This is a genomic window from Mesorhizobium sp. M0184 (genome assembly GCF_040322215.1).
Taxonomy (GTDB): Bacteria; Pseudomonadota; Alphaproteobacteria; order Rhizobiales; family Rhizobiaceae; genus Mesorhizobium.
On sequence record NZ_JAMYSZ010000007.1, the window covers coordinates 200,746 to 219,378 of the forward strand.

Below are 18,633 nucleotides of genomic sequence, written 5' to 3' on the forward strand. Positions count from 1 at the left end.
GATGCTTTCTCAGCCGGCGCGGAACATGGCGCAGTCGCAAGGATGGTCGAGCATCGCCTGCAACTCGCCGTCGAGATGCATCAGCGTCACCGAGGCGCCGGCCATTTCGAGAGAGGTGCAGTAATTGCCGACCCAGGTCGCGTGGACGGAAACGCCGATCTCGTCGAGCCTCTGCTTGACCCGCCGGTTCATGATGTAGAGTTCCATCAGCGGCGTCGAGCCGAGCGAATCGACCAGCACCGCGACCTTGTCGCCGCGCACCGGCGCCATCTCGTCGAGGATATTGTCCAGCATCTCGTCTGTGATCTCGTCGGCGGTTTTCAATTTTCCGCGCGCGATGCCTGGCTCGCCATGGATGCCCATGCCGATCTCCATCTCGTCCGGTCCGATCTCGAAATTGGGCCGGCGGGTCTGCGGCAACGAGCAGGGCGACAGCGCCACGCCCATGGTGAAGGTGTGATCGTTGGCCTTCCTGGCGATACGCTCGCATTCATCGAATGACAGCATCTGGTCGCATGCGGCACCGGCGGCCTTGAAGATGAAGAAATTGCCGGCGACGCCGCGTCGCTTCTGCCTCTGGTCGCGTGGCGCCGAGGCGACATCGTCGGTGGTCAGCACGGTACGCACCTCGATGTCGTCCATTGCCGCCATTTCGGCGGCCATGTCGAAATTCATCACGTCGCCGGCATAATTGCCATACATGAACAGCACGCCGGCGCCGCCGCTGGCCGCCTTGGCGCATTCGAGGATCGGGTCCGGCGGCGGCGAGGCGAAGACATTGCCGATCGCGGCCGCGTCAGCCAGCCCCTTGCCGACGAAGCCGAGGAATGTCGGCTCGTGGCCGGAGCCACCGCCGATGACGAGGCCGACCTTGCCCTGGCGAGGCCCGTCGCGGGCGATGATCGAGCGCGGACTTCCCTCCGCGCTTTTGAGATGGCGCGGATGCGCAGCCAGGATGCCCTCCAGCATCTCGTCGACGGAGCGATTGCCGTCATTGATGATCTTCTTGGTCTGCACCGGCATCCTCCTGCTTCGTGAGATACTACAGCGCCTTACCGGGATTTCCACCCGGCGGTGGAGGTTTCACGCCGCGATGTGTTCGCGTGCTGCCAGCAGTTGCACGCAGGCACTGGCCGCCTCTTTGCCCTTGACTTTGAAATGCTCGAAGAAGAAGCGGTGATGGTCCGCGCTGTCATGGTAGTTGTGCGGCGTCAGCACCGCCGAAAGCACCGGCACGCCAGTCGACAATTGCACATTCATCATGCCGTCGATGACCGCGCTTGCAACAAACTCGTGCCGGTAGATGCCGCCATTGACGACGAACGCGGCGCCGAGGATAGCGGCATAGCGGCCGGTCACGGCGAGCGTCTTTGCATGCAGGGGAATCTCATAAGCGCCAGGCACATCGAAGACATCGACGGCAAAGCGTTTCTCTCCGAGAACCGCCAGTTCCGCCTCGAATGCTTCAACGCATTGGTCGACGATATCGGCATGCCAACGCGCGCGAATGACGGCAACGCGGATCGTTTCATAGTCGTTGTGGGAATGCTGATTCATGGGTCCATCCTTCCGTTTCGAACCAGAATCAGGACGCACGATACGGAGTCCGAACCGCGAAAGCGGACCGTCTTCCATTTCGTTCTCTTCCATCCGGACTGTGACCGTCGGCTCCGGAATCACACCGGATCTGCTGACCCCTCCGGCTAACCGGAGAGCGCTCGCGGGCTTGGGCCGAGACCCTTACCGCCGGTGGGGACTTTCACCCCGCCCTGAGAACATTGACGGCGTTTGTATGGAAGGGCCGGAGAGCGCTGTCAACCACCGGCGTCGTCGTCGATGGCGCAGAAATAGCGATCCGTTTCGACCTGGTCACCGTTGAGGGCGAGGGAGGAGAGCGTCAAATGGCGATCACAGGTAAGGCAGGCAGCACCTTGTCCAAGGTGATGGGAAATTCACGCACTCGCACGCCGGCCGCGTTGTAAACGGCGTTGGCGACAGCAGCCCCCGCACCGCACACGCCGAGCTCGCCGAGACCCTTTGCGCCAAGCGGGTTGGCCTTGTCGTCGTCTTCCTCGAGGAAGGCGACCTCCATATCGGGGACATCGCCATTGACCGGCATATGATACTCGGCAAGATCGTGATTGACGAAGTGGCCGTAGCGCGGGTCGAGCACCGTCTGCTCCATCAGCGCTGCACCGATCCCCCAGGTCATGCCGCCGATGATTTGCGAGCGCGCGGTCTTGGCGTTGAGGATACGGCCCGCGCCGATCACAGCCAGCATCCGGCGCATGCGGATTTCACCGGTATCGCAATCGACAGCGACCTCTGCGAAATGCGCGCCATAGGAATGCTGCGAATAGGTCTTGTATGACTGGGTGGTGGCGCCCGCGGCTACGGAGCCTTCGGCTTCGAGCCCGTCGGGAGAGATCCCTCGGATAAGATCGGCCAGGCTCGCCGATCGCTGGCCTACCCTGACTACGCCGTCGGCAAAGCTTGCCTCGGTGGCGTTCGCGCCGCGCAACGGCGAGGCTTCGTTCGACTGCGCCGCCTCCAGGATCTGTTTCTTGAGGACATTGCACGCATTATACAAGGCCGAACCCGCGCTTGCTGCGCCCCAGGACCCGCCGGAGCCGGCGGTACGCGGGAAGCGGCTGTCGCCGAGCTCCACCTTGACGGACGAGATCGGCAGGCCGAGGCTCTCGGCGGCAATCTGGGTCAGGATCGTATAGGTGCCGGTCCCAATATCGGTCATGTCGAGCCGCGCCTTCACCCGACCGTCCCGGTCGATCGCAACCCGCGCCGTCGCCGCGCCGCTATAGTTCGGACGGATTGCCGCCGCCATGCCGTGGCCGATAAGCTTGCGGCCCTCCCGAGTTCGACCCGGTGTCGGGTTTCTCCGCTCCCAGCCGAAACGGCGGGCGCCTTCCTCCATGCAGGCGACGAGATTGCGGGTGGAGAACGGCACGCCGCGCTCGGGATCCTGTGCCGGTTCGTTGCGGATCCTGAGTTCGATCGGGTCCAGACCGGCGCGCTCGGCGAGCTCATCCATGGCGCATTCGAAAGCCAGCATGCCGGGCGCTTCGCCGGGCGAGCGCATCCATTCGCCGCGGTTGATGTCCAGCGGAACCAGGCGATGGCGGGTGAGACGGTTCGGCGCCGCGTAGAGCGAGCGCGCAAAAACTGCCGTTTGTTCGCAGTACTCCTCGAAGCTGGACGTTGCGGACCAGACATCGTGCGCGATCCCGGTGAGCCGCCCGTCAGTGTCCGCGCCGAGACGTACCTGTTGGACCATCCCCGCGCGATGACCGGCATTGGCGAACATCTGTTGTCGCGTCAGCGCGATCTTCACGGGGCGCTGCAGCACCTGCGCTGCAAGTGCGGCCAGGATCGTGTCGGCATGGGCAATCAGCTTGGAGCCGAAGCCTCCGCCGATGAAGGGGCTGACGATGCGCACTCGCTCGAGCGGGATGCGAAGCGTGCTGGCGACCCCGGCCCGGAAGTTCGCGAGGGTCTGCGCCGATGTACGGATCGTCAGCTCGTTGCCTGACCAGGCAGCAAGCGTCGCATGCGGCTCCATCGGATTGTGATGTTCGAAGGGGGTCCCGTATGTGGAGTCGATCTTGATCGGCGCCGTCGCAAAGGCGCGCTCGAAGTCGCCGATCACGCTGTCGGTCTCGAAGCCGGCATTGGTCCGCTTTGGCGCGTAGGCGTCGGCAATATGTCCCGGTAGATCGTAGAGGCCCGGCTCCTCGTCGTAGCGTACTCTGATGAGGCCCGCAGCAGCGCGTGCAGCCTCGAACGTCTCCGCAATGACCAGCGCGACCGGCTCGTCGTAATACCGTACCCGATCGCTGTTGAGCGCGGGCCGGGGGCGCGTGAAGACCTCCGGCACCGTTGGCGTGACCGTTGGGCCGAAATCCGGCTGGGCCGGCGCATTCCGGTGCGTCATGACGAGCAGCACTGCCGGCGCCCGTTCGGCTTCGGCCGTGTCGATCTCGGCGATGCGGCCCTTGGCGACGGAGGCGCCGAGAATGTAGCCATAGGCTGTACCATCCAGCTCATTCTCGTAAGCGTATGTGGCGCCGCCCGTCACTTTGAGCGGACCGTCGATGCGGTCGATCGGCCGCCCGATGATGCCAGCATCGGCACGAGGTTTCACCCTTGAATGGGTGGCGGAGCCGGGCAGTCCGGGTATGGTCTCGTTCATAAGTCACCTAAAGATTTTTCATCTGGAGTTCGGAAGCATCGAGGCCGCGACGACGCCGCTTCCTCGCACCTTTATGTTCGTCGCGCGGCGGCCGGAGCTCACGCGGCGATCTCGCCGAAATACTCGCGAAACTCGACCAGCCTCCCTGTTGGGCCAGCTCGCATGAAGATCGCATGCAGGCCAGTGTAGGGCGCGTCACTGATTGTCCCGCTCCCACGATCGCAGACGATGACCCAGTCGGCGGCGAAGAGCTTGAGATCGACGGTCGATTTCGTGATCCTGTTCCCCTGCGCTTGATGCGCGGCGGTCCAGGCTGCGAGTGCCCGTTTGCCTTCCGGCGGTCCGTGCCGGCCTCGTTGCTCGCCGACAGGGAATTGGAAGGTCATCGTCTCATCGCAACAGTCAAGGAATGCCGTCCAGTCGCCAGAGGCCCAGCCGGCAAAGAAGGCGTCGACGGCGGCCTCGAGCCCGTGACGAGCTCCCGGGTCGGATGTGGCGCCCCAAGCTGCGGCGGCAGAAACAAAAAGGCCGCCACCCGCGGCGGCAACGGCGCGTCGCGTGAGTTTCATATCGATCTCCTGCTCGTCGCCTGCATCTGGGAACCGCTGTTCGGGGTCGTCGTGTCTGTCATCGTGTCACCTCACGCACTCTCGACGGCAGCAGCGAGCGTGTGCCGCATCGTCCGTTTTGCCAGCGGGATCTTGAAATCATTGCCGCCATGCCCGACAGCTCCGTCGAGCGCGGCTTCGGCCGCGTCGATAAAGGCACCGTCGGACGCCGACGCTCCTGCGAGCGTGCGCTCCGCCTCCGTCGCGCGCCAGGGCTTCGCTGCCACGCCGCCCATGGCGATCCGAGCACTTCGGATACGGTCGCCGCCTTTCTCGACGATTGCTGCCACGGACACCAGTGCGAAGGCGTAGGAAGCACGGTCGCGCACCTTGCGATAAAGCTGCCGGCCGGGTGGCGGCGGCGGCAGGACAACCGCGACGACCATTTCGCCGTGGCCGAGCACGGTCTCCACCTGGGGCATCGTCTCGGGTAATCGATGGAAATCGCCGATCGGGGTCGTACGGGTCTCGCCGCCGAGCGGGACGGTCTCGATCCTGGCGTCGAGCGCGGACATGGCGACCGCCATGTCGGAGGGATGGACCGCGATGCAGGCTTCGCTCGCGCCGAGTACGGCGTGCATGCGGTTGAAGCCCTGAAGCGCCGCGCAGCCCGAACCCGGCTGGCGCTTGTTGCAGGGCATGTTGCGGTCATAGAAGTAAGGGCAGCGCGTGCGCTGCAGGAGATTGCCGCTGGTCGAGGCCTTGTTGCGTATCTGTCCGGACGCTCCCGCCAGCAGCGCTTGCGTGAGCATCGGGTAGCGCGACCTTACCCGCGGGTCGGCGGCGAGATTGCTATTGCGGACCTGGGCGCCGACCCGAAGCCCGCCTTCCGCCGTCTCCTCGATCCGATCAAGCGGCAGCCGGCTGATGTCGACGAGATGCGCTGGGCGCTCGATCTCGAGCTTCATCAGGTCGAGCAGGTTGGTGCCGCCGCTGATGAACTTGGCGTCCGGCCGGGCCGCAACCGCGGCCGCCGCCTGCTCAGCACTCGCCGCACGTTCATAAGTGAAGGACTGCATTGCTCATGCCTCCTCTGCCGCGTCGCGGATTGCAGCGACAATGTTCGGATAGGCGGCGCAACGGCAGATGTTGCCGCTCATCCGCTCGCGGATCTCGGCATCGGTGAGAGCGACGGAAGCCGCTGCCACGTCGGCGCTCGCATGGCTTGGCCAGCCGGCCCGCGCCTCGCCCAGCATGCCAACCGCCGAGCAGATCTGGCCTGGCGTACAGTAGCCGCACTGGAAACCGTCGCGGGCGACGAAGGCGGCCTGGACCGGATGCAGCCGGTCACCCTCGGCAAGGCCCTCGATAGTGGTGATCTCGTCGCCTTCATGCATTGCGGCAAGCGTCAGGCAGGAATTGATCCGGCGCCCATCGACGAGCACCGTGCATGCGCCGCACTGGCCGTGGTCGCAGCCCTTCTTCGAGCCGGTGAGGCCGAGATGGTTGCGCAGGGCGTCGAGCAACGTCGTCCGCGGGTCGAGCTCGACGGCAAGATCCTTCGCGTTGATCCGTAACGACATCGTCATCGTCGGTAGCGGCGAGGACGATGCAGCCGCCGTGACGGTCTCGGCCGGCTCGGCGTCAACCGGTAGTCCGGTAGCCAGGAGCACCCCGGTCGCAACACCGCCTTCCAATACCATCCGACGCGTCGGCCCGCTCCTGTTGTCCGTTTTGGCCATGCATGATCTCCCAGCCGCAATGAAGCGCAGACGGCAACTTGACCCGAGCGAACCCTCGGGTTCTGTCACCCAACGACACCGGAGGTGGGAGTGCGGGCGGCGGCTTTCTTTCAAGAAACCGGCGGCACTATCAGGATTCTGGAGAAGAATTCACTCGATAGGCACGAGGCGTCATGCCCCTCAGACGTCGGAAGGTCGTGGTGAAGTGGCTCTGGCTTGAGAAGCCGAGCCGAAAGGCAATGACACCGATCGACAAACCCGTTTCGCGCAGCAGCGCCTCCGCTCGCCGCACCCGTTCCTCGATCACATAGGCGTAGGGTGCAAGGCCGGTCGTCGCCTTGAAGCGACGCGCAAAACTGTCGACGGCCATGCCCGCGGCGGCTGCCAGCTCGCTTAGCGAAATGTCCGAATTCATATGCGCATCGATGTAATCCCGAACGCGACCAAGTGCCCGGCGGCTAAGACAGCCGTGACGTACAAACCGCGGTTGCTCCCGGCTCAGGTTGGCCACGCGGAGACTGACGAGGGCGACCAGATGCTCGACATAGGCAGTATCTGGCTTGTGGCCGAGTGCCATCTCGTCACGAAGCGAACTCAGCAGCGTGGCGACGACCGCGTCTTTCTTGTTTACCAGTATAGGCAGGTTCCTCAGGCGTTCGCATCCGGGAAGCCCGATATCGGGATCGATCCACAGGGCTGAATAGGAGAGGTTTACATCGCGATAGAAGCCCTGTCGTTCCGCGCCTGCCGGGACGAAGGTGAGGGCTCCGGGACGGTCCATTCCGTCGTAAAGGGATCGTGCCTCGTGCCGGATGGATGTATGGGACGTGCCGCCTTCTTCGGTCAGCACGATCAGATGATGAGGGGCTGTCCAGCGGAGCTCCGCCTCCCGGCACGCCCACCGCCGGTTGTCGAAGACGATCGAGGAGCTGACCCATGACGCGGTTTGCAGGGGCTCCGACTTCTCGTCCTGGCTCCGAACCCGTCCGTCACCAAGCAACGGTCTGAATGACATCGCGGTATCCCGCTGGTTCACTCGCCGAGCCGTGGGCAACCGCGGCTTCGAGCGTTGGGCGCCGCCCCGCCGCTACGCATACGGCCGTCCATGTGGGACAGGCAACGGGCGTTTTTAACCGTGCCGTGTTCAAGAAATCGTGAGATCAGGCAAATCCGGAGCGCCCTCCCGGAAAAGCGGATCATCCGCGCTCGGGAAACATCGCCCTCAGGCCTTCGCGCGAGGCCGTAGCGACACCGCGTTCGGTGATCAAGCCGGTGACCAGCCGCGCCGGCGTCACGTCGAAGGCCGGATTGGCCGCCGGCGTGGCTTCCGGCGATACGCGGACCTGGGCGATCTCGCCGGAAGCGGTCTTGCCCCAGACCAGTGAGACCTCGTCGGGCGAGCGCTGTTCGATCGGGATGTCGGCCAGCCCGTCGCCCACAGTCCAGTCGATCGTCGGCGACGGCAGCGCGACATAGAACGGCACGTCGTTGTCGTCGGCGGCGAGCGCCTTGAGATAGGTACCGATCTTATTGCAGACATCGCCGTCGGCGGTGGTCCTGTCGGTGCCGACGACGACCATGTCGATCTGGCCGCGCTGCATCAGATGGCCGCCGGCATTGTCGACGATCAGCGTATGCGGCACGCCGTGGCCGGCCATCTCCCAGGCGGTCAATTGGGCACCCTGGTTGCGGGGTCGTGTTTCGTCGACATAGACATGGACTGGAATGCCGGCTTCCGTCGCCAGATAGATCGGCGCGGTGGCGGTGCCGTAGTCGACCGTGGCCAGCCACCCGGCGTTGCAGTGGGTCAGGATATTGACCGGTTCGCCCGGCTGCTTGCGCGCCGCGATCGCCTTGATGATTTCGAGCCCATGGGCGCCGATGGCGCGGTTGAGGCCGACATCCTCGTCGGCGATCTCGCCGGCACGCCGATAGGCAGCCGCGGCACGTTCTGCCAGGGGAAGCGTCAGCAGGAAGCGCTGCATTTCGTTCAGCGCCCAGCGCAAATTGATCGCCGTCGGGCGCGTTTCGTGCAAGGTTGCCCAGACGGCGTCGAGTGCTGCATCCGACGGATCGTCGGCCATCTGCATGGCGACGCCATAGGCCGCGGTGACGCCGATCAGCGGCGCCCCGCGCACCCACATGTCGCGGATTGCCGTGGCGATGCCGGCGACGGTATCGACCTTTTCGATGCGGAAATCATGCGGCAGCCAGCGCTGGTCGATGATCTCCACCGAACGCCCGTCGTCACTCGGCCAGATGGTGCGGTAGTGGCGGTCGCCGACGTTCAAATCCTGCTCTCCCGTTCGATCAGCGCGGCCAACCGGTTGACCTCGTCGATGCTGTGGATCTGGCGCCGGTTGACGGCGAGGTGACGGCCGAATTTCAGCGCCTTTGCCTCACATCTGGCGCGCAGATCCGGATCGGCAATGGTCTCGAAATCGGCATTGTGGGCAAGGCCGAGAATTCGCCGGTGAACCTCGACGCCGGCAAAGCCGAGCAGATCGGTCCAGATCGAACGCAGCATGTGGTCTAGCGCCTGCTCGGCGCCAAGCCTGTCGCCCTGATCTTCGAACAGGCTCTTCTGGTAGAGCATGCCGGTACGCTCGGTTCGCCACAGATGCGAGAACTCGGCGCGAAACACCGACCATGTCTCGACCGTAACGCCGAGCAGATAGTCACGCATGGCGTCGCGGCTTCCGTCCTGTTCATGGCCGCGCTGCGAGAAGAACGCCATCCAGAAATTGGCGAGCAGCATGCCGACGTCGAAGGCGATCGGCCCGTAGAAGGCGAATTCGGGGTCGATCATCCTCGTTTCGGTGTCGGTGACCATGATCGAGCCGGAATGCAGGTCGCCATGCAGCAGCGTCTCGGCATTGGCAGCGAAGATGTGCTTCATGCGCTGCGCCTCGACCTTGAGGTCGCGGTCGGCGCGCAGCTCGGCGACAATGCCATCGAGCTGCGGGCTGGTGTGCCGGTTCATCTTGGCATCGAAATACGGATCCGAGAAAACCAGGTTCTCGGTGATGTCGCAGAGTTCGACATTGTCGGCGAACAGTGCCAGATCGGCCTTGCGGTCCTTGGTCGCCATATGCAGGTCGGAGCCGCGAAACAACGTGCGGGCCATGGACAAGCCGATGTCTGTCGCGATATTGGGCAATTGCCGGCCTTCGATCAGCGCCCGCCGCAGGATAATGTGCGGCGACAGATACTCCATGATGATCAGCGCCTGGCCTTCGTCGAAGTGATAGATATCGGGCACCGAACCCGGCGCCCGCGCCTGTTGCCGCGTCAGCGCATGGTATTCGAAGAAGGAGCGTTTTAGCGGCAGCGGCCAGCTGTCGCCGACCAGCCGGACGTAGGGCAGGGCCTGCTTGACGACGGCCGCACCCTCAGCACCCTCGACGATGAACACCAGGTTCAGATTGCCGTCGCCGACTTCACGAACCTTCCACTGGCTCGTATCCTTGCCGATCTGCGAACACAGGGGCTCGTTGGCACCGAGACGGCCCGCCAGTGTCTCGACCGATAGTGCTTCGAACGGCGATTTCCCAGTCATCCTCACCTCCCGCTCATGTGCTCCGATGATAGCGGAGCCAACGCGGTCGGGCCAAGCTAGGAAGCCTGCTGGCAATTGTCAATCGTGTTGACAATTGCCGATATAGCCCATAGCGTCATGCTCAGGGAGGAACGAATGGGCAATGATGCCGTGTTCCGCGTCTACGGCCTGAGGAAATCCTTTGGCCATATCGAGGTGCTTGGCGGCGTCTCGCTCGAATTGCATGCCGGCGAAGTGACCGTGCTGATGGGCGCCAACGGCGCCGGTAAATCCACCCTCGTCAAGATCATCAGTGGCGTCTACGACCATGGCGGCGGCTCGATGTCGCTTGCCGGTCACGAGTTCGACCCGAAAACGCCGGCGGAGGCGATCCGCGCCGGCGTCGTTACCGTCCACCAGAACATCAATGACGGTGTCGTCGCCGACCTCGACGTCGCCACCAACCTTACCCTCGACAGGCTGAGCGGCAGTGGCGTGCCGACGCTGTTCAATCCGGGCCGGGTGCGTCGCGAGGCAAAGGCGGTGGCCGACCGCATGGGACTGGCCATCGACCTCAAGGCCCGGATCAGCGATCTCTCTCTGGCCGACCGCCAGATGGTGGCGATCGCCCGCGCCATGGCGCACCGGCCGAAAGTGCTGATCCTCGACGAGCCGACCTCCTCGCTGTCCAGCGCCGAAGCCGACCGGCTGTTCGCATTGCTCGACCGGCTCCGCCAGCAAGGCGTGGCGATCCTCTACATCTCGCACCGTATGTCGGACATCAGGCGGCTTGCCGATCGCATCATTTCGATGCGCGATGGGGTTATCTCAGGCATCTTCGACAAGAAGCCGCTGGATTACGAAGGTGCGGTCAACGCCATGCTCGGCCGCAAGATCCAGCTCGAGCGGATCGTCGCCAGGAATTCGGCCAAAGCAATTTTTGCCACGGACGGGTTGCGGGTTGCAGAAGGCGCCCGGCCGATTTCGCTGACGCTCGGCGACGGCGAGGTCGTTGCCATCACCGGCCTCGTCGGCGTCGGCAAGACCGCGCTCGCCGAGACGCTGTTCGGTTTGCGCAAGCCGCTGTCCGGGACCATGGTGCTGAACGGGAAACCCTATGCTCCGGCATCGACCGGCGAAGCGATTGCCGCCGGTGTGTTTCTCGTCGCCAAGGACCGGGGCGAAAACGGCATCGTCGGCGACTTCAACATCCAGGAAAACATCAGCCTGCCGTTCCACAGCCGCATGTCGCGTCTCGGTGTTCTCAAACGCCGTATCGAACGCGCTGTCGCCCGCCAGCAGATCCAGGAGTTGGGCATCGTCTGCCGCTCCGAGAGGGACGAGATGGCGTCGCTTTCCGGTGGCAATCAGCAGAAGGTGATGGTCGCCCGCTGGATGTCGCAGGTGGCAAGGCTTTTCATCCTCGACGAGCCGTTTCAAGGTGTGGACATCTCGGCCAGGCGCGACATCGCCGCCAAGCTGCGGGCCAGCGCCCACGGCCGCGCGACGCTGCTGTTCGTCACCGAACTCGACGAAGCCCTGGAGACGGCCGATCGCATCCTGGTGATGTCGGAGCAGACGATCGTCGGCGAGCACCGCAATACCGATGTCGATCTCGAGCGTCTGCTGGCCGAAGTGGCGGGCGGGCCGTTGCACAGCGCAGCCTGAGAGCGGGAAGGCGATGAGAATTGGAATGGAGAGGGCATGAATTCGGGTTGGATAATGACGGTGCCAGCGTGCGGGAGCGCTGAATGATCCTGCGCGACAATGCTATTCGCTACGGCTTCATCGTGCTGTTGTTCGGGCTGATCGCCTATTTCGCTGTTGCCGCCGATGGTTTCGTCTCGCCGCAAAGTGCTGTCTTCATCTTCCAGTCGGTCGCCATCACCGGCGTTCTGGCGCTCGGCGTCACCGCCACGCTGGTCGTCGGCGGCTTCGACCTGTCGATCGGCTCGGTCGCCACCAGCGCCATGATGGCGGCTGCCTATGTCATGGTGGTGCTGGGGCAGAACGCCGTCATGGCGGTCGTCATCTGTCTTGTGATCGGCGCCGTCGTCGGCCTGATCAATGGCTGGCTGATCGTCTATATGCGGGTGCCGGACCTTTTGGCGACGCTCGGCATGATGTTCCTGCTTGTCGGCCTGCAGCGCATCCCGACCGAAGGCCGCTCGATCGCCACCGGCATGACCATGCCCGACGGCTCGGTCGCCAACGGCAGTTTCGGCGCCGCGTTCCTGGCGCTTGGCCGCCATCGCTTCGATTTCTTCATCCCGAACCTCATTCCGGTGTCGGTCGTCGTCCTGCTCGTGCTGGCGGTGCTGATCTGGTTCTTTCTCGAATACACCCGTTTCGGGCGCATGATGTATGCGGTCGGCAGCAACGAACGTGCCGCAGAACTCGCCGGCGCGCCTGTCAAGGCATACAAAATCTGGGCCTATGTGATTTCGGGAGTTTTTGCCTCGATCGGCGGCATTTTGCTCGCTGCCCGCCTTGGACGCGGCGACATCGCCTCGGGTAATAATCTGTTGCTCGACGCGGTGGCTGCGGCACTCATCGGTTACGCGGTTCTCGGCGCCGCCAAGCCGAACGCCTTCGGCACAGCTGTCGGCGCGGTGTTTGTCGGCGTGCTGCTGCAGGGCCTGACGATGATGAACGCGCCTTACTACACGCAGGATTTCGTCAAGGGCGTGGTTCTCGTGGTCGCCCTTGTCTTTACCTTCGCCCTGTCCGGCAGGGGCAGGAGATAGGGTTCGACCGGGTCACATTTTGAGTTCAACAAGTGGAGGAAGCGACGTGAACATCACAAGAAGACTTTTGGGGAAGGCAGCGCTCGGGCTTGTCGGCGCAACATTGCTGATGCAGTTGCCGGCGATGGCGCAGGACAGGCCGGCGCCGTTCGACAAGCCGGGCGCCGTCAAGATAGCGCTGGTCCGCTATCTCTCGACCGGCGACTTCTTCCAGGCCTATCTGTCCGGCGTCGAGGCGCAGGCCAAGGCGCTCGGCGTCGACCTGCGCGTGCTCGACAGCCGCCAGGACGCGGCGCTTCAGGCGGACATGGTCGACCAGGCCATCGCGCTCGGCGTCCAGGGCATCATCATCCAGCACGGCTTGACGGAATCGATGAAGGACGCCGCCCAGCGCGCGGTCGATGCCGGCATCAAGGTCGTCGCCTTCGACGTCAATGTCGAAAACCCCAAGATCCCGCAGATCGAACAGTCCGACCGCGACCTCGCCCGCCTGGCGCTCGAACAGGCGGTCAAGGACAATGGCGAGAGCTGGAAGGCCGGCTATGTCTATGTCGCCGGCATCGCGCCGCTCGATCGCCGCAACGAGACCTGGGTCGAATTCAAGAAGAAATATTCGGGCATCGACGAAGCCGCCATGTTCGGCACGCTCGACAATCCGATCGCCAATTCGGTCGCCAACCAGGCCCGCTCGGTGTTGTCGGCCCATCCCGACATCAAGGTGATGTTCGCGCCCTATGACGAATTCGCCAAGGGCGTGAAGATCGCAGTCGACGAGGCCGGGCTGAACAAGGACATCAAGATCTATTCGGCCGACATCTCGACCTCGGACATCGCCGCGATGCGCGAGCCGGACAGCGCCTGGGCGGCAACCGCCGCCACCAACCCGGCCGTCGTCGGCCAGGTCTCGGTGCGTGCGCTGGCGCAGCTCTTGGCCGGCGAGGATCCCGGCCACAACGTCATCGTGCCGCCGACGCTGATCACCCAGAAGGATCTGCTCGACAAGGACATCAAGAACATGGAGGACCTCTCGGCCAAGCTGCCGCAGTTCGCCCATGCCGATGTCGCCATGCCGGCCTGGATGCCGAACCCGAACGCGAAGTAATTTTCGGCACGAGCAAAACAATAGCCGTCTGCAGCAGCTTGTTGCAGGCGGCCTTTTTGTCGAAGATGTCTGGCGTGCCGGACCGCCGAATTGCAATTGTCGCAGCCACCGGTTTTGCGGGCCGATTGGACAATCGAAACCCAGGATTGACGGTTACATGGAGGTGCGGGCGGTAGAGGAAAGTCTTACCGGCGCCGTCGCCGGAACATTTTTTCGATGCTTGAAGGCCACCACGGGCGTTGTGGTGTTGGGTGGATCGAGCGGCCGTGTTGACGTCGGTCGCGCGCGGCTCTTTGCAAATGCGGGTGCATCGGCCTTGGCTCTGCAGTGGTTTGGCGGTGAAGGCCGGGTTCCCGGAATATGTGAGATTCCCCTGGAAACGTTCTTTGCGGCAACCGATTATCTCATTGAAACAGGGTGCCGTCGCATCGTCTATGTGGGCACGTCCAAGGGTGCCGAGGCCTCATTGCTTGCCGCGGTCCACGATCAGCGAATCAACGCTGTGGCCGCAATCAGCCCGTCATCCGTAGTTTGGGGAAATATCGGTGCGGGCCGCGATGGTGTCAGCTGGCCTGAACGATCCTCATGGTCGCTCGAGGCATCGCGCTGCCGTTTGTGCCGACAGATCCAGATTGAGGACACCAGAGTACGTCGATGACCAGGTGTCCTACAGGGGACTTTTCGAAAATTATTTGAAAACCTTAGCAGAAATCAAAGGCGGCGACGATCCCTGTTGAGACCGCATCGGCCGAGATTCTGCTCGTCGCCGGTGGCGACGATGCACTATGGCCCTCTCTATCGTTCGCGAAACATATCGTTCAGCGGTGCGGCGAAGCAGGTAAGGTCACTCATCTCATTTCGTCGCCGGATGCGGGTCACCGCATTCTCTTGCCAGGCGAAAATACCCCACGCTCGACATTGCACGCACACGGAGGCAACGACGAGGCCGATTCAAAGCTGGGCCAAAAGGCTTGGGAAGGCATCCGAGAACTACTTTAGCAAAATTCTCAAATGCGCACCTGTCTCGGCTACTCGTTGAACAGATCGGAATGTGAGCCGGTGCGAGCAAGCTGTAGCTCGTCACCGGCAACACGATAGATCAAGAGCCAGTCCGGTTCCATGTGAGCGTCACGATAGCCTTTCCAATCGCCCTTGAGGGGGTGGTCCTTGTAAGTCGCCGGTAGATCATTCTCGGCGAGCAGAAGGCCTAGCAGTTCGCGCAATTTACCAAGGTCTTTGCCGCGCTTCTCCGCACGTTTCACGTCCCGGCGGAATTGCCCGGAGCGAACGGGCGTCAGCACGTCAGATGCTCAGATCCTTGAACAACTCATCGGCCGAGGCGAAGCGCTTGCCCTTGCCACGCTCCAATTCCGTCATCGCCTTCCGAGTGGTTGCGTTCGGCACTTTCACCGGAAAGGGAAACTCCTTGTCGGCGGCGACGCGGACCAGCAGCAGGCGGATGGCGTCGGAAACGGACAATCCCATCGCCGCCAACGCTTCCGTTGCCTGATCCTTTGTCGCCGTATCGATCCGAGCACGGACGACGGTACCCGTTGCCATATCGTGACTCCTTGAGGTTTGGCCACAATGTAGCTACAAAATACCAATTTCGCAAGTGTGATCCCCGATCACGCCTACCGCAGCGCCGCCGCGATGTTGCCGCCATCGACCGTCGTCACATCGGCGGTGGTCCGCTCGGCCAGCGCCTGATGCAGGAAGGCCTGGGCGACGTCTTCTGCCGTCACTTCCTGCCCGAGCAGGTTGCCCGACATGTACTCCTTCTCCGACACGCCGCGCGCGCCCGAGCGGCTGGCGATCATGGCATCGGTCAACAGCCCCGAACGGATGCGGTCGGCGTTGACGGCATTGGAGCGGATGCCATGGGCGCCGTAGTCGAGCGCATATTGCCTGGACAGGAACAACGTTGCCGCCTTGGGAATGCCATAGGCGCCGAACTTCGGCCCCGGATTGACCGCCTGCTTGGAGGTGTTGAACAACAGCACGCCGCCGGTGCCCTGTTCCAGCATGATGCGCACGGCATTCTGCGCCGCCGACTGATGAGCGAAGAAATTGAGTTCGAAGCTTTTGCGCAAGGTGGCGTCGTCGAGCTCGCCGATCCGGCCCTCCCAGGCAGCACCGGCATTGGAGACGAGAATGTCGAGGCCGCCGAAGACGGCGACCGCTTTGTCGAAGGCGGCGCGCATCTGCACCGGATCGGTGATGTCGGCGCCAATGCCGATCGAACCGTTGCCGGCCTTTTTTGCCGCCTCGGCAGCCCTTGACCCATCGAGATCGACGACGACGGCATGGGCACCGTTGTCGGCGAACAGCTTTGCCGTGGCAGCACCGATCGCGCCGGCGCCGCCGGTGACCAGCACCACCTGGCCGGTCAGCGGCTTCGGCTTGTTGGCGGCGAGCTTGGCCTGTTCCAGCGACCAGTATTCGAGCGGGAACAGATCGCTTTTGGAGAGCGGGCGGAAATCGCCGACGGCTTCGGCGCCGCGTACCGCCTCGATCCACATTTCGCCGACGTCCGAGGCAATCTTCGCATCCTTCAGCGTGCGGCCGTGGCCGAACATGCCGAGGCCGGGCACCAGCGTCAGCCGCGGCATCGGGTCGAGCATGGTGCGCTTCACGTCGTCGAGCGCATCATTGGTTTCGAAATAGGCGCGATAGTCCTTGGCGAATTTCTCGACATGCTGGCGGATGACGGATTTGTAGTCGCCGACCTTGTCCGCGTCGGGCGCCGGCAGTGCCATCGGTCCGGTTTTGATGCGGATCGACAGGTCGGGTGTCGACACGCCGCGCCCGGCATAGTCGGCAATTTTTGCCGAATTGATGAAATCGACGATCGCATCCGAGGTGCGGAAATCGCTGATCATCCGATCGAAGCGGCCTTCGCCGCGTGCCACCGCCACCGCGCCGCGCAGCATCGGCGCAATCTCCGCAGGCTTCGCCAGCCTGGCCGGCAGTGCCACTTTTTCGGTGCGCGGCTTGCCGTTCCCGGCGATGAAATCCTCGGCGACGTTCACATAATGGATCATCCGGTCATAGGCCTGCCTGGCATCGTCGCCGAAGGTGAAAATGCCGTGCTTGTCGAGGATCAGGCCCTCGACCGTCGGATCGGCGTCGAAGATGTCGGCGGCAGCCTTCGCCAGATCGAAGCCCGGCATGATGTAAGGCACGAACCCCATTTTCTCGCCGAACACTTTTCTGCTCAGCGGCTCGCTGTCGTCCTGGTCGACGATGGCCAGGATCGCCGTCGAATGCGTGTGGTCGACGAATTTATGCGGCAGGAAGGCGTGCAGCAGCGTCTCGACCGAAGGGTTGGGCGAGGACGGATCGATGAGGTTCGCCCGCTGCAGCGCGACCATGTCCTCGTCGGAGAGCTTCTTGAGCGACCGCGCCTTCAACAGCGCGCCGAGCTTGACCGCCGGCAGGCCCTGCGGCTCGATGACGCCCATGTCCCAGCCGCTGCCCTTGACGCAGAGCACGTCCCATTCGTCGCCGACAAGGTCCGTGGCCCTGGTCTTGCACGATGTGTTGCCGCCGCCATGCAGGACGAGCCGCGGCTCGCCGCCCAGCAGCCTGGTCGTATAGACGCGCAGCGCCAGGTCGCGGGCCACACCCTTTTTAGCATAGTCGGCGACCAGCTTCTCCGCCTCGCCGTCATTCCAAAGGTTCTTCATGTCAGCTTCGTCCGATTTCTCTTTGTTGTGAACAGGAATACCGCGACGCCTTGATGACAATGCGTCGGCGGCTGAAACTAGGTATCAGGCGACCTCTTCTGCTGCTGCTCCGGCATGGTCGAGCAGCCGTCGTGCCATGCGCGCGCCGACGACGAGATGGGTGCAGAGCCCGCCGGCGATCGCCGCGACGAGCGGTTCGAACTTGCTGTCTTCCTGCACCACCACAAGGCGCTTTCCGATCCTGCGCAGCGATGACAGCTCTGCCGAAATCAGCCGGCGGTTGTAGCTGCAGTCGAGCGCCTGGCCTTCGGTATCGATGATCTGCCCGGCGATGACGCCGGCCGCACCCGCCTTGCGCAATACAGCCATTTCGCTTGGCGTCAGCGCGCCGCATTTGACCAGATGGCTGTCGGTGTCCACCGAGCCTACCGAATACAGCGCCAGGTCGCATTCGCCGATGCCCGACAATTGCTCGCGGATCACCGGCTCGGCGCGCAGGCCGCGTGCCAGTTCTTCCGTCGTCAGCACCAGCGGCGCGTAGAAATTCAGCCCCTTGGCATTGAGCCGGCGCGCGATTTCCATCGTGCATTGGTCCGGCCGGTACGAATAGGGGGCTCCCAGATTGCCGCAGAGCTGCACCACGGTGACGTCCTGCAGATCGGCATAGGACATGATGTCGGCGATGGTGTAGACCGTCCGTCCCCAGGCGACGCCGATGCGGTCGCCTTTCCTGATCAGCTCGAGAAAGACGCTTGCCGCCAGCACCGCGATGTCGGTCGAGGGGTCGGCGACATAGCCGTTTTCCGGCGCGATCCAGACCGCGTCGAGCTTCAGCGCGTCTTCCAGCTTGCGCGCCAGCACGTCGTCGGTGAAAAGCTGGGTCGAGGTCGAGATGTTGACGATGCCGGTCTCGCGCGCCTTGCGCAGATACATCGCCACCGAGGCACGGGAAATCTTGAGCTGGCTGGCCACCTGGTCCTGGCGCAGGCCGTGTGCATAGTAAAGCCAGGCGGCCTTGTGGATAAGCTGTTCTGCCGGTCGGATCGCCATGCCATCTCCT

General features: G+C 63.5%; 16 protein-coding genes, 1 pseudogene and 1 riboswitch. Of the genes and pseudogenes, 4 read left to right on the top strand and 13 right to left on the bottom strand.

Annotated elements, in window-relative coordinates; translation table 11 throughout:
- Window positions 1-9: 9 nt before the first annotated feature.
- The 9 genes from NKJ23_RS11880 to mtnK all read right to left on the bottom strand — a co-directional run bounded on the left by NKJ23_RS11880 (window position 10) and on the right by mtnK (window position 10,056).
- Window positions 10-1,017 carry a dihydroxyacetone kinase subunit DhaK gene (locus NKJ23_RS11880; protein WP_352680420.1) on the bottom strand — a complete coding sequence of 336 codons (1,008 nt, stop codon included), beginning with the start codon at window positions 1,015-1,017 and terminating at the stop codon, window positions 10-12.
- A 66-nt stretch (window positions 1,018-1,083) separates the two neighbouring features.
- Window positions 1,084-1,557: a 6,7-dimethyl-8-ribityllumazine synthase gene (locus NKJ23_RS11885; RefSeq protein WP_023676012.1), complete on the bottom strand. Its 474-nt coding sequence runs from the start codon at window positions 1,555-1,557 to the stop codon at window positions 1,084-1,086.
- Between the two features lie 77 nt (window positions 1,558-1,634).
- Window positions 1,635-1,781: riboswitch (FMN riboswitch) on the bottom strand.
- A 116-nt stretch (window positions 1,782-1,897) separates the two neighbouring features.
- Window positions 1,898-4,207 carry a xanthine dehydrogenase family protein molybdopterin-binding subunit gene (locus NKJ23_RS11890; protein ID WP_352680421.1) on the bottom strand — a complete coding sequence of 770 codons (2,310 nt, stop codon included), beginning with the start codon at window positions 4,205-4,207 and terminating at the stop codon, window positions 1,898-1,900.
- Between the two features lie 98 nt (window positions 4,208-4,305).
- Window positions 4,306-4,776, bottom strand: a complete 471-nt coding sequence (locus NKJ23_RS11895) for a nuclear transport factor 2 family protein (RefSeq protein ID WP_352680422.1) — start codon at window positions 4,774-4,776, stop codon at window positions 4,306-4,308.
- Between the two features lie 71 nt (window positions 4,777-4,847).
- Entirely contained in the window at window positions 4,848-5,834 is a 987-nt protein-coding gene (locus NKJ23_RS11900) for an FAD binding domain-containing protein (RefSeq protein ID WP_352680423.1), read from the bottom strand.
- 3 nt (window positions 5,835-5,837) lie between these two features.
- Complete coding sequence (locus NKJ23_RS11905; protein WP_352472278.1) at window positions 5,838-6,497, bottom strand: 2Fe-2S iron-sulfur cluster-binding protein; 660 nt, start codon at window positions 6,495-6,497, stop codon at window positions 5,838-5,840.
- Between the two features lie 130 nt (window positions 6,498-6,627).
- Entirely contained in the window at window positions 6,628-7,512 is an 885-nt protein-coding gene (locus tag NKJ23_RS11910) for a helix-turn-helix domain-containing protein (protein ID WP_031211585.1), read from the bottom strand.
- Between the two features lie 181 nt (window positions 7,513-7,693).
- Window positions 7,694-8,788: an S-methyl-5-thioribose-1-phosphate isomerase gene (mtnA, locus tag NKJ23_RS11915; protein WP_352680424.1), complete on the bottom strand. Its 1,095-nt coding sequence runs from the start codon at window positions 8,786-8,788 to the stop codon at window positions 7,694-7,696.
- A complete protein-coding gene (gene mtnK, locus NKJ23_RS11920; RefSeq protein ID WP_352680425.1) occupies window positions 8,785-10,056 on the bottom strand; it encodes an S-methyl-5-thioribose kinase in 1,272 nt (423 codons plus the stop codon). Before mtnK ends, mtnA begins: the two co-directional genes overlap by 4 nt.
- A gap of 135 nt (window positions 10,057-10,191) precedes the next feature.
- Here mtnK and NKJ23_RS11925 point away from each other — a divergent pair, with 135 nt between their 5' ends.
- From NKJ23_RS11925 to NKJ23_RS34655, 4 genes and pseudogenes are all read left to right on the top strand, one after another.
- Window positions 10,192-11,703: a sugar ABC transporter ATP-binding protein gene (locus tag NKJ23_RS11925; RefSeq protein ID WP_352680426.1), complete on the top strand. Its 1,512-nt coding sequence runs from the start codon at window positions 10,192-10,194 to the stop codon at window positions 11,701-11,703.
- 83 nt (window positions 11,704-11,786) lie between these two features.
- Window positions 11,787-12,782 (top strand): ABC transporter permease, encoded by a 996-nt coding sequence (locus NKJ23_RS11930; protein ID WP_352680427.1) that lies wholly within the window; start codon window positions 11,787-11,789, stop codon window positions 12,780-12,782.
- Window positions 12,783-12,828: 46 nt separating this feature from the next.
- Window positions 12,829-13,884: a substrate-binding domain-containing protein gene (locus NKJ23_RS11935; RefSeq protein WP_352680428.1), complete on the top strand. Its 1,056-nt coding sequence runs from the start codon at window positions 12,829-12,831 to the stop codon at window positions 13,882-13,884.
- Between the two features lie 157 nt (window positions 13,885-14,041).
- Window positions 14,042-14,883: pseudogene (locus tag NKJ23_RS34655) on the top strand (acyl-CoA thioester hydrolase/BAAT C-terminal domain-containing protein).
- Between the two features lie 29 nt (window positions 14,884-14,912).
- Here NKJ23_RS34655 and NKJ23_RS11950 read toward each other — a convergent pair.
- The 4 genes from NKJ23_RS11950 to NKJ23_RS11965 form a co-directional block, all read right to left on the bottom strand.
- Complete coding sequence (locus tag NKJ23_RS11950; RefSeq protein WP_352575597.1) at window positions 14,913-15,185, bottom strand: type II toxin-antitoxin system YafQ family toxin; 273 nt, start codon at window positions 15,183-15,185, stop codon at window positions 14,913-14,915.
- A 1-nt stretch (window position 15,186) separates the two neighbouring features.
- Window positions 15,187-15,444 (bottom strand): type II toxin-antitoxin system RelB/DinJ family antitoxin, encoded by a 258-nt coding sequence (locus tag NKJ23_RS11955; RefSeq protein WP_352680430.1) that lies wholly within the window; start codon window positions 15,442-15,444, stop codon window positions 15,187-15,189.
- Window positions 15,445-15,518: 74 nt separating this feature from the next.
- Window positions 15,519-17,573, bottom strand: a complete 2,055-nt coding sequence (locus NKJ23_RS11960; RefSeq protein WP_352680431.1) for a bifunctional aldolase/short-chain dehydrogenase — start codon at window positions 17,571-17,573, stop codon at window positions 15,519-15,521.
- Window positions 17,574-17,657: 84 nt separating this feature from the next.
- Window positions 17,658-18,623: a sugar-binding transcriptional regulator gene (locus tag NKJ23_RS11965; RefSeq protein ID WP_352680432.1), complete on the bottom strand. Its 966-nt coding sequence runs from the start codon at window positions 18,621-18,623 to the stop codon at window positions 17,658-17,660.
- Window positions 18,624-18,633: the final 10 nt, after the last annotated feature.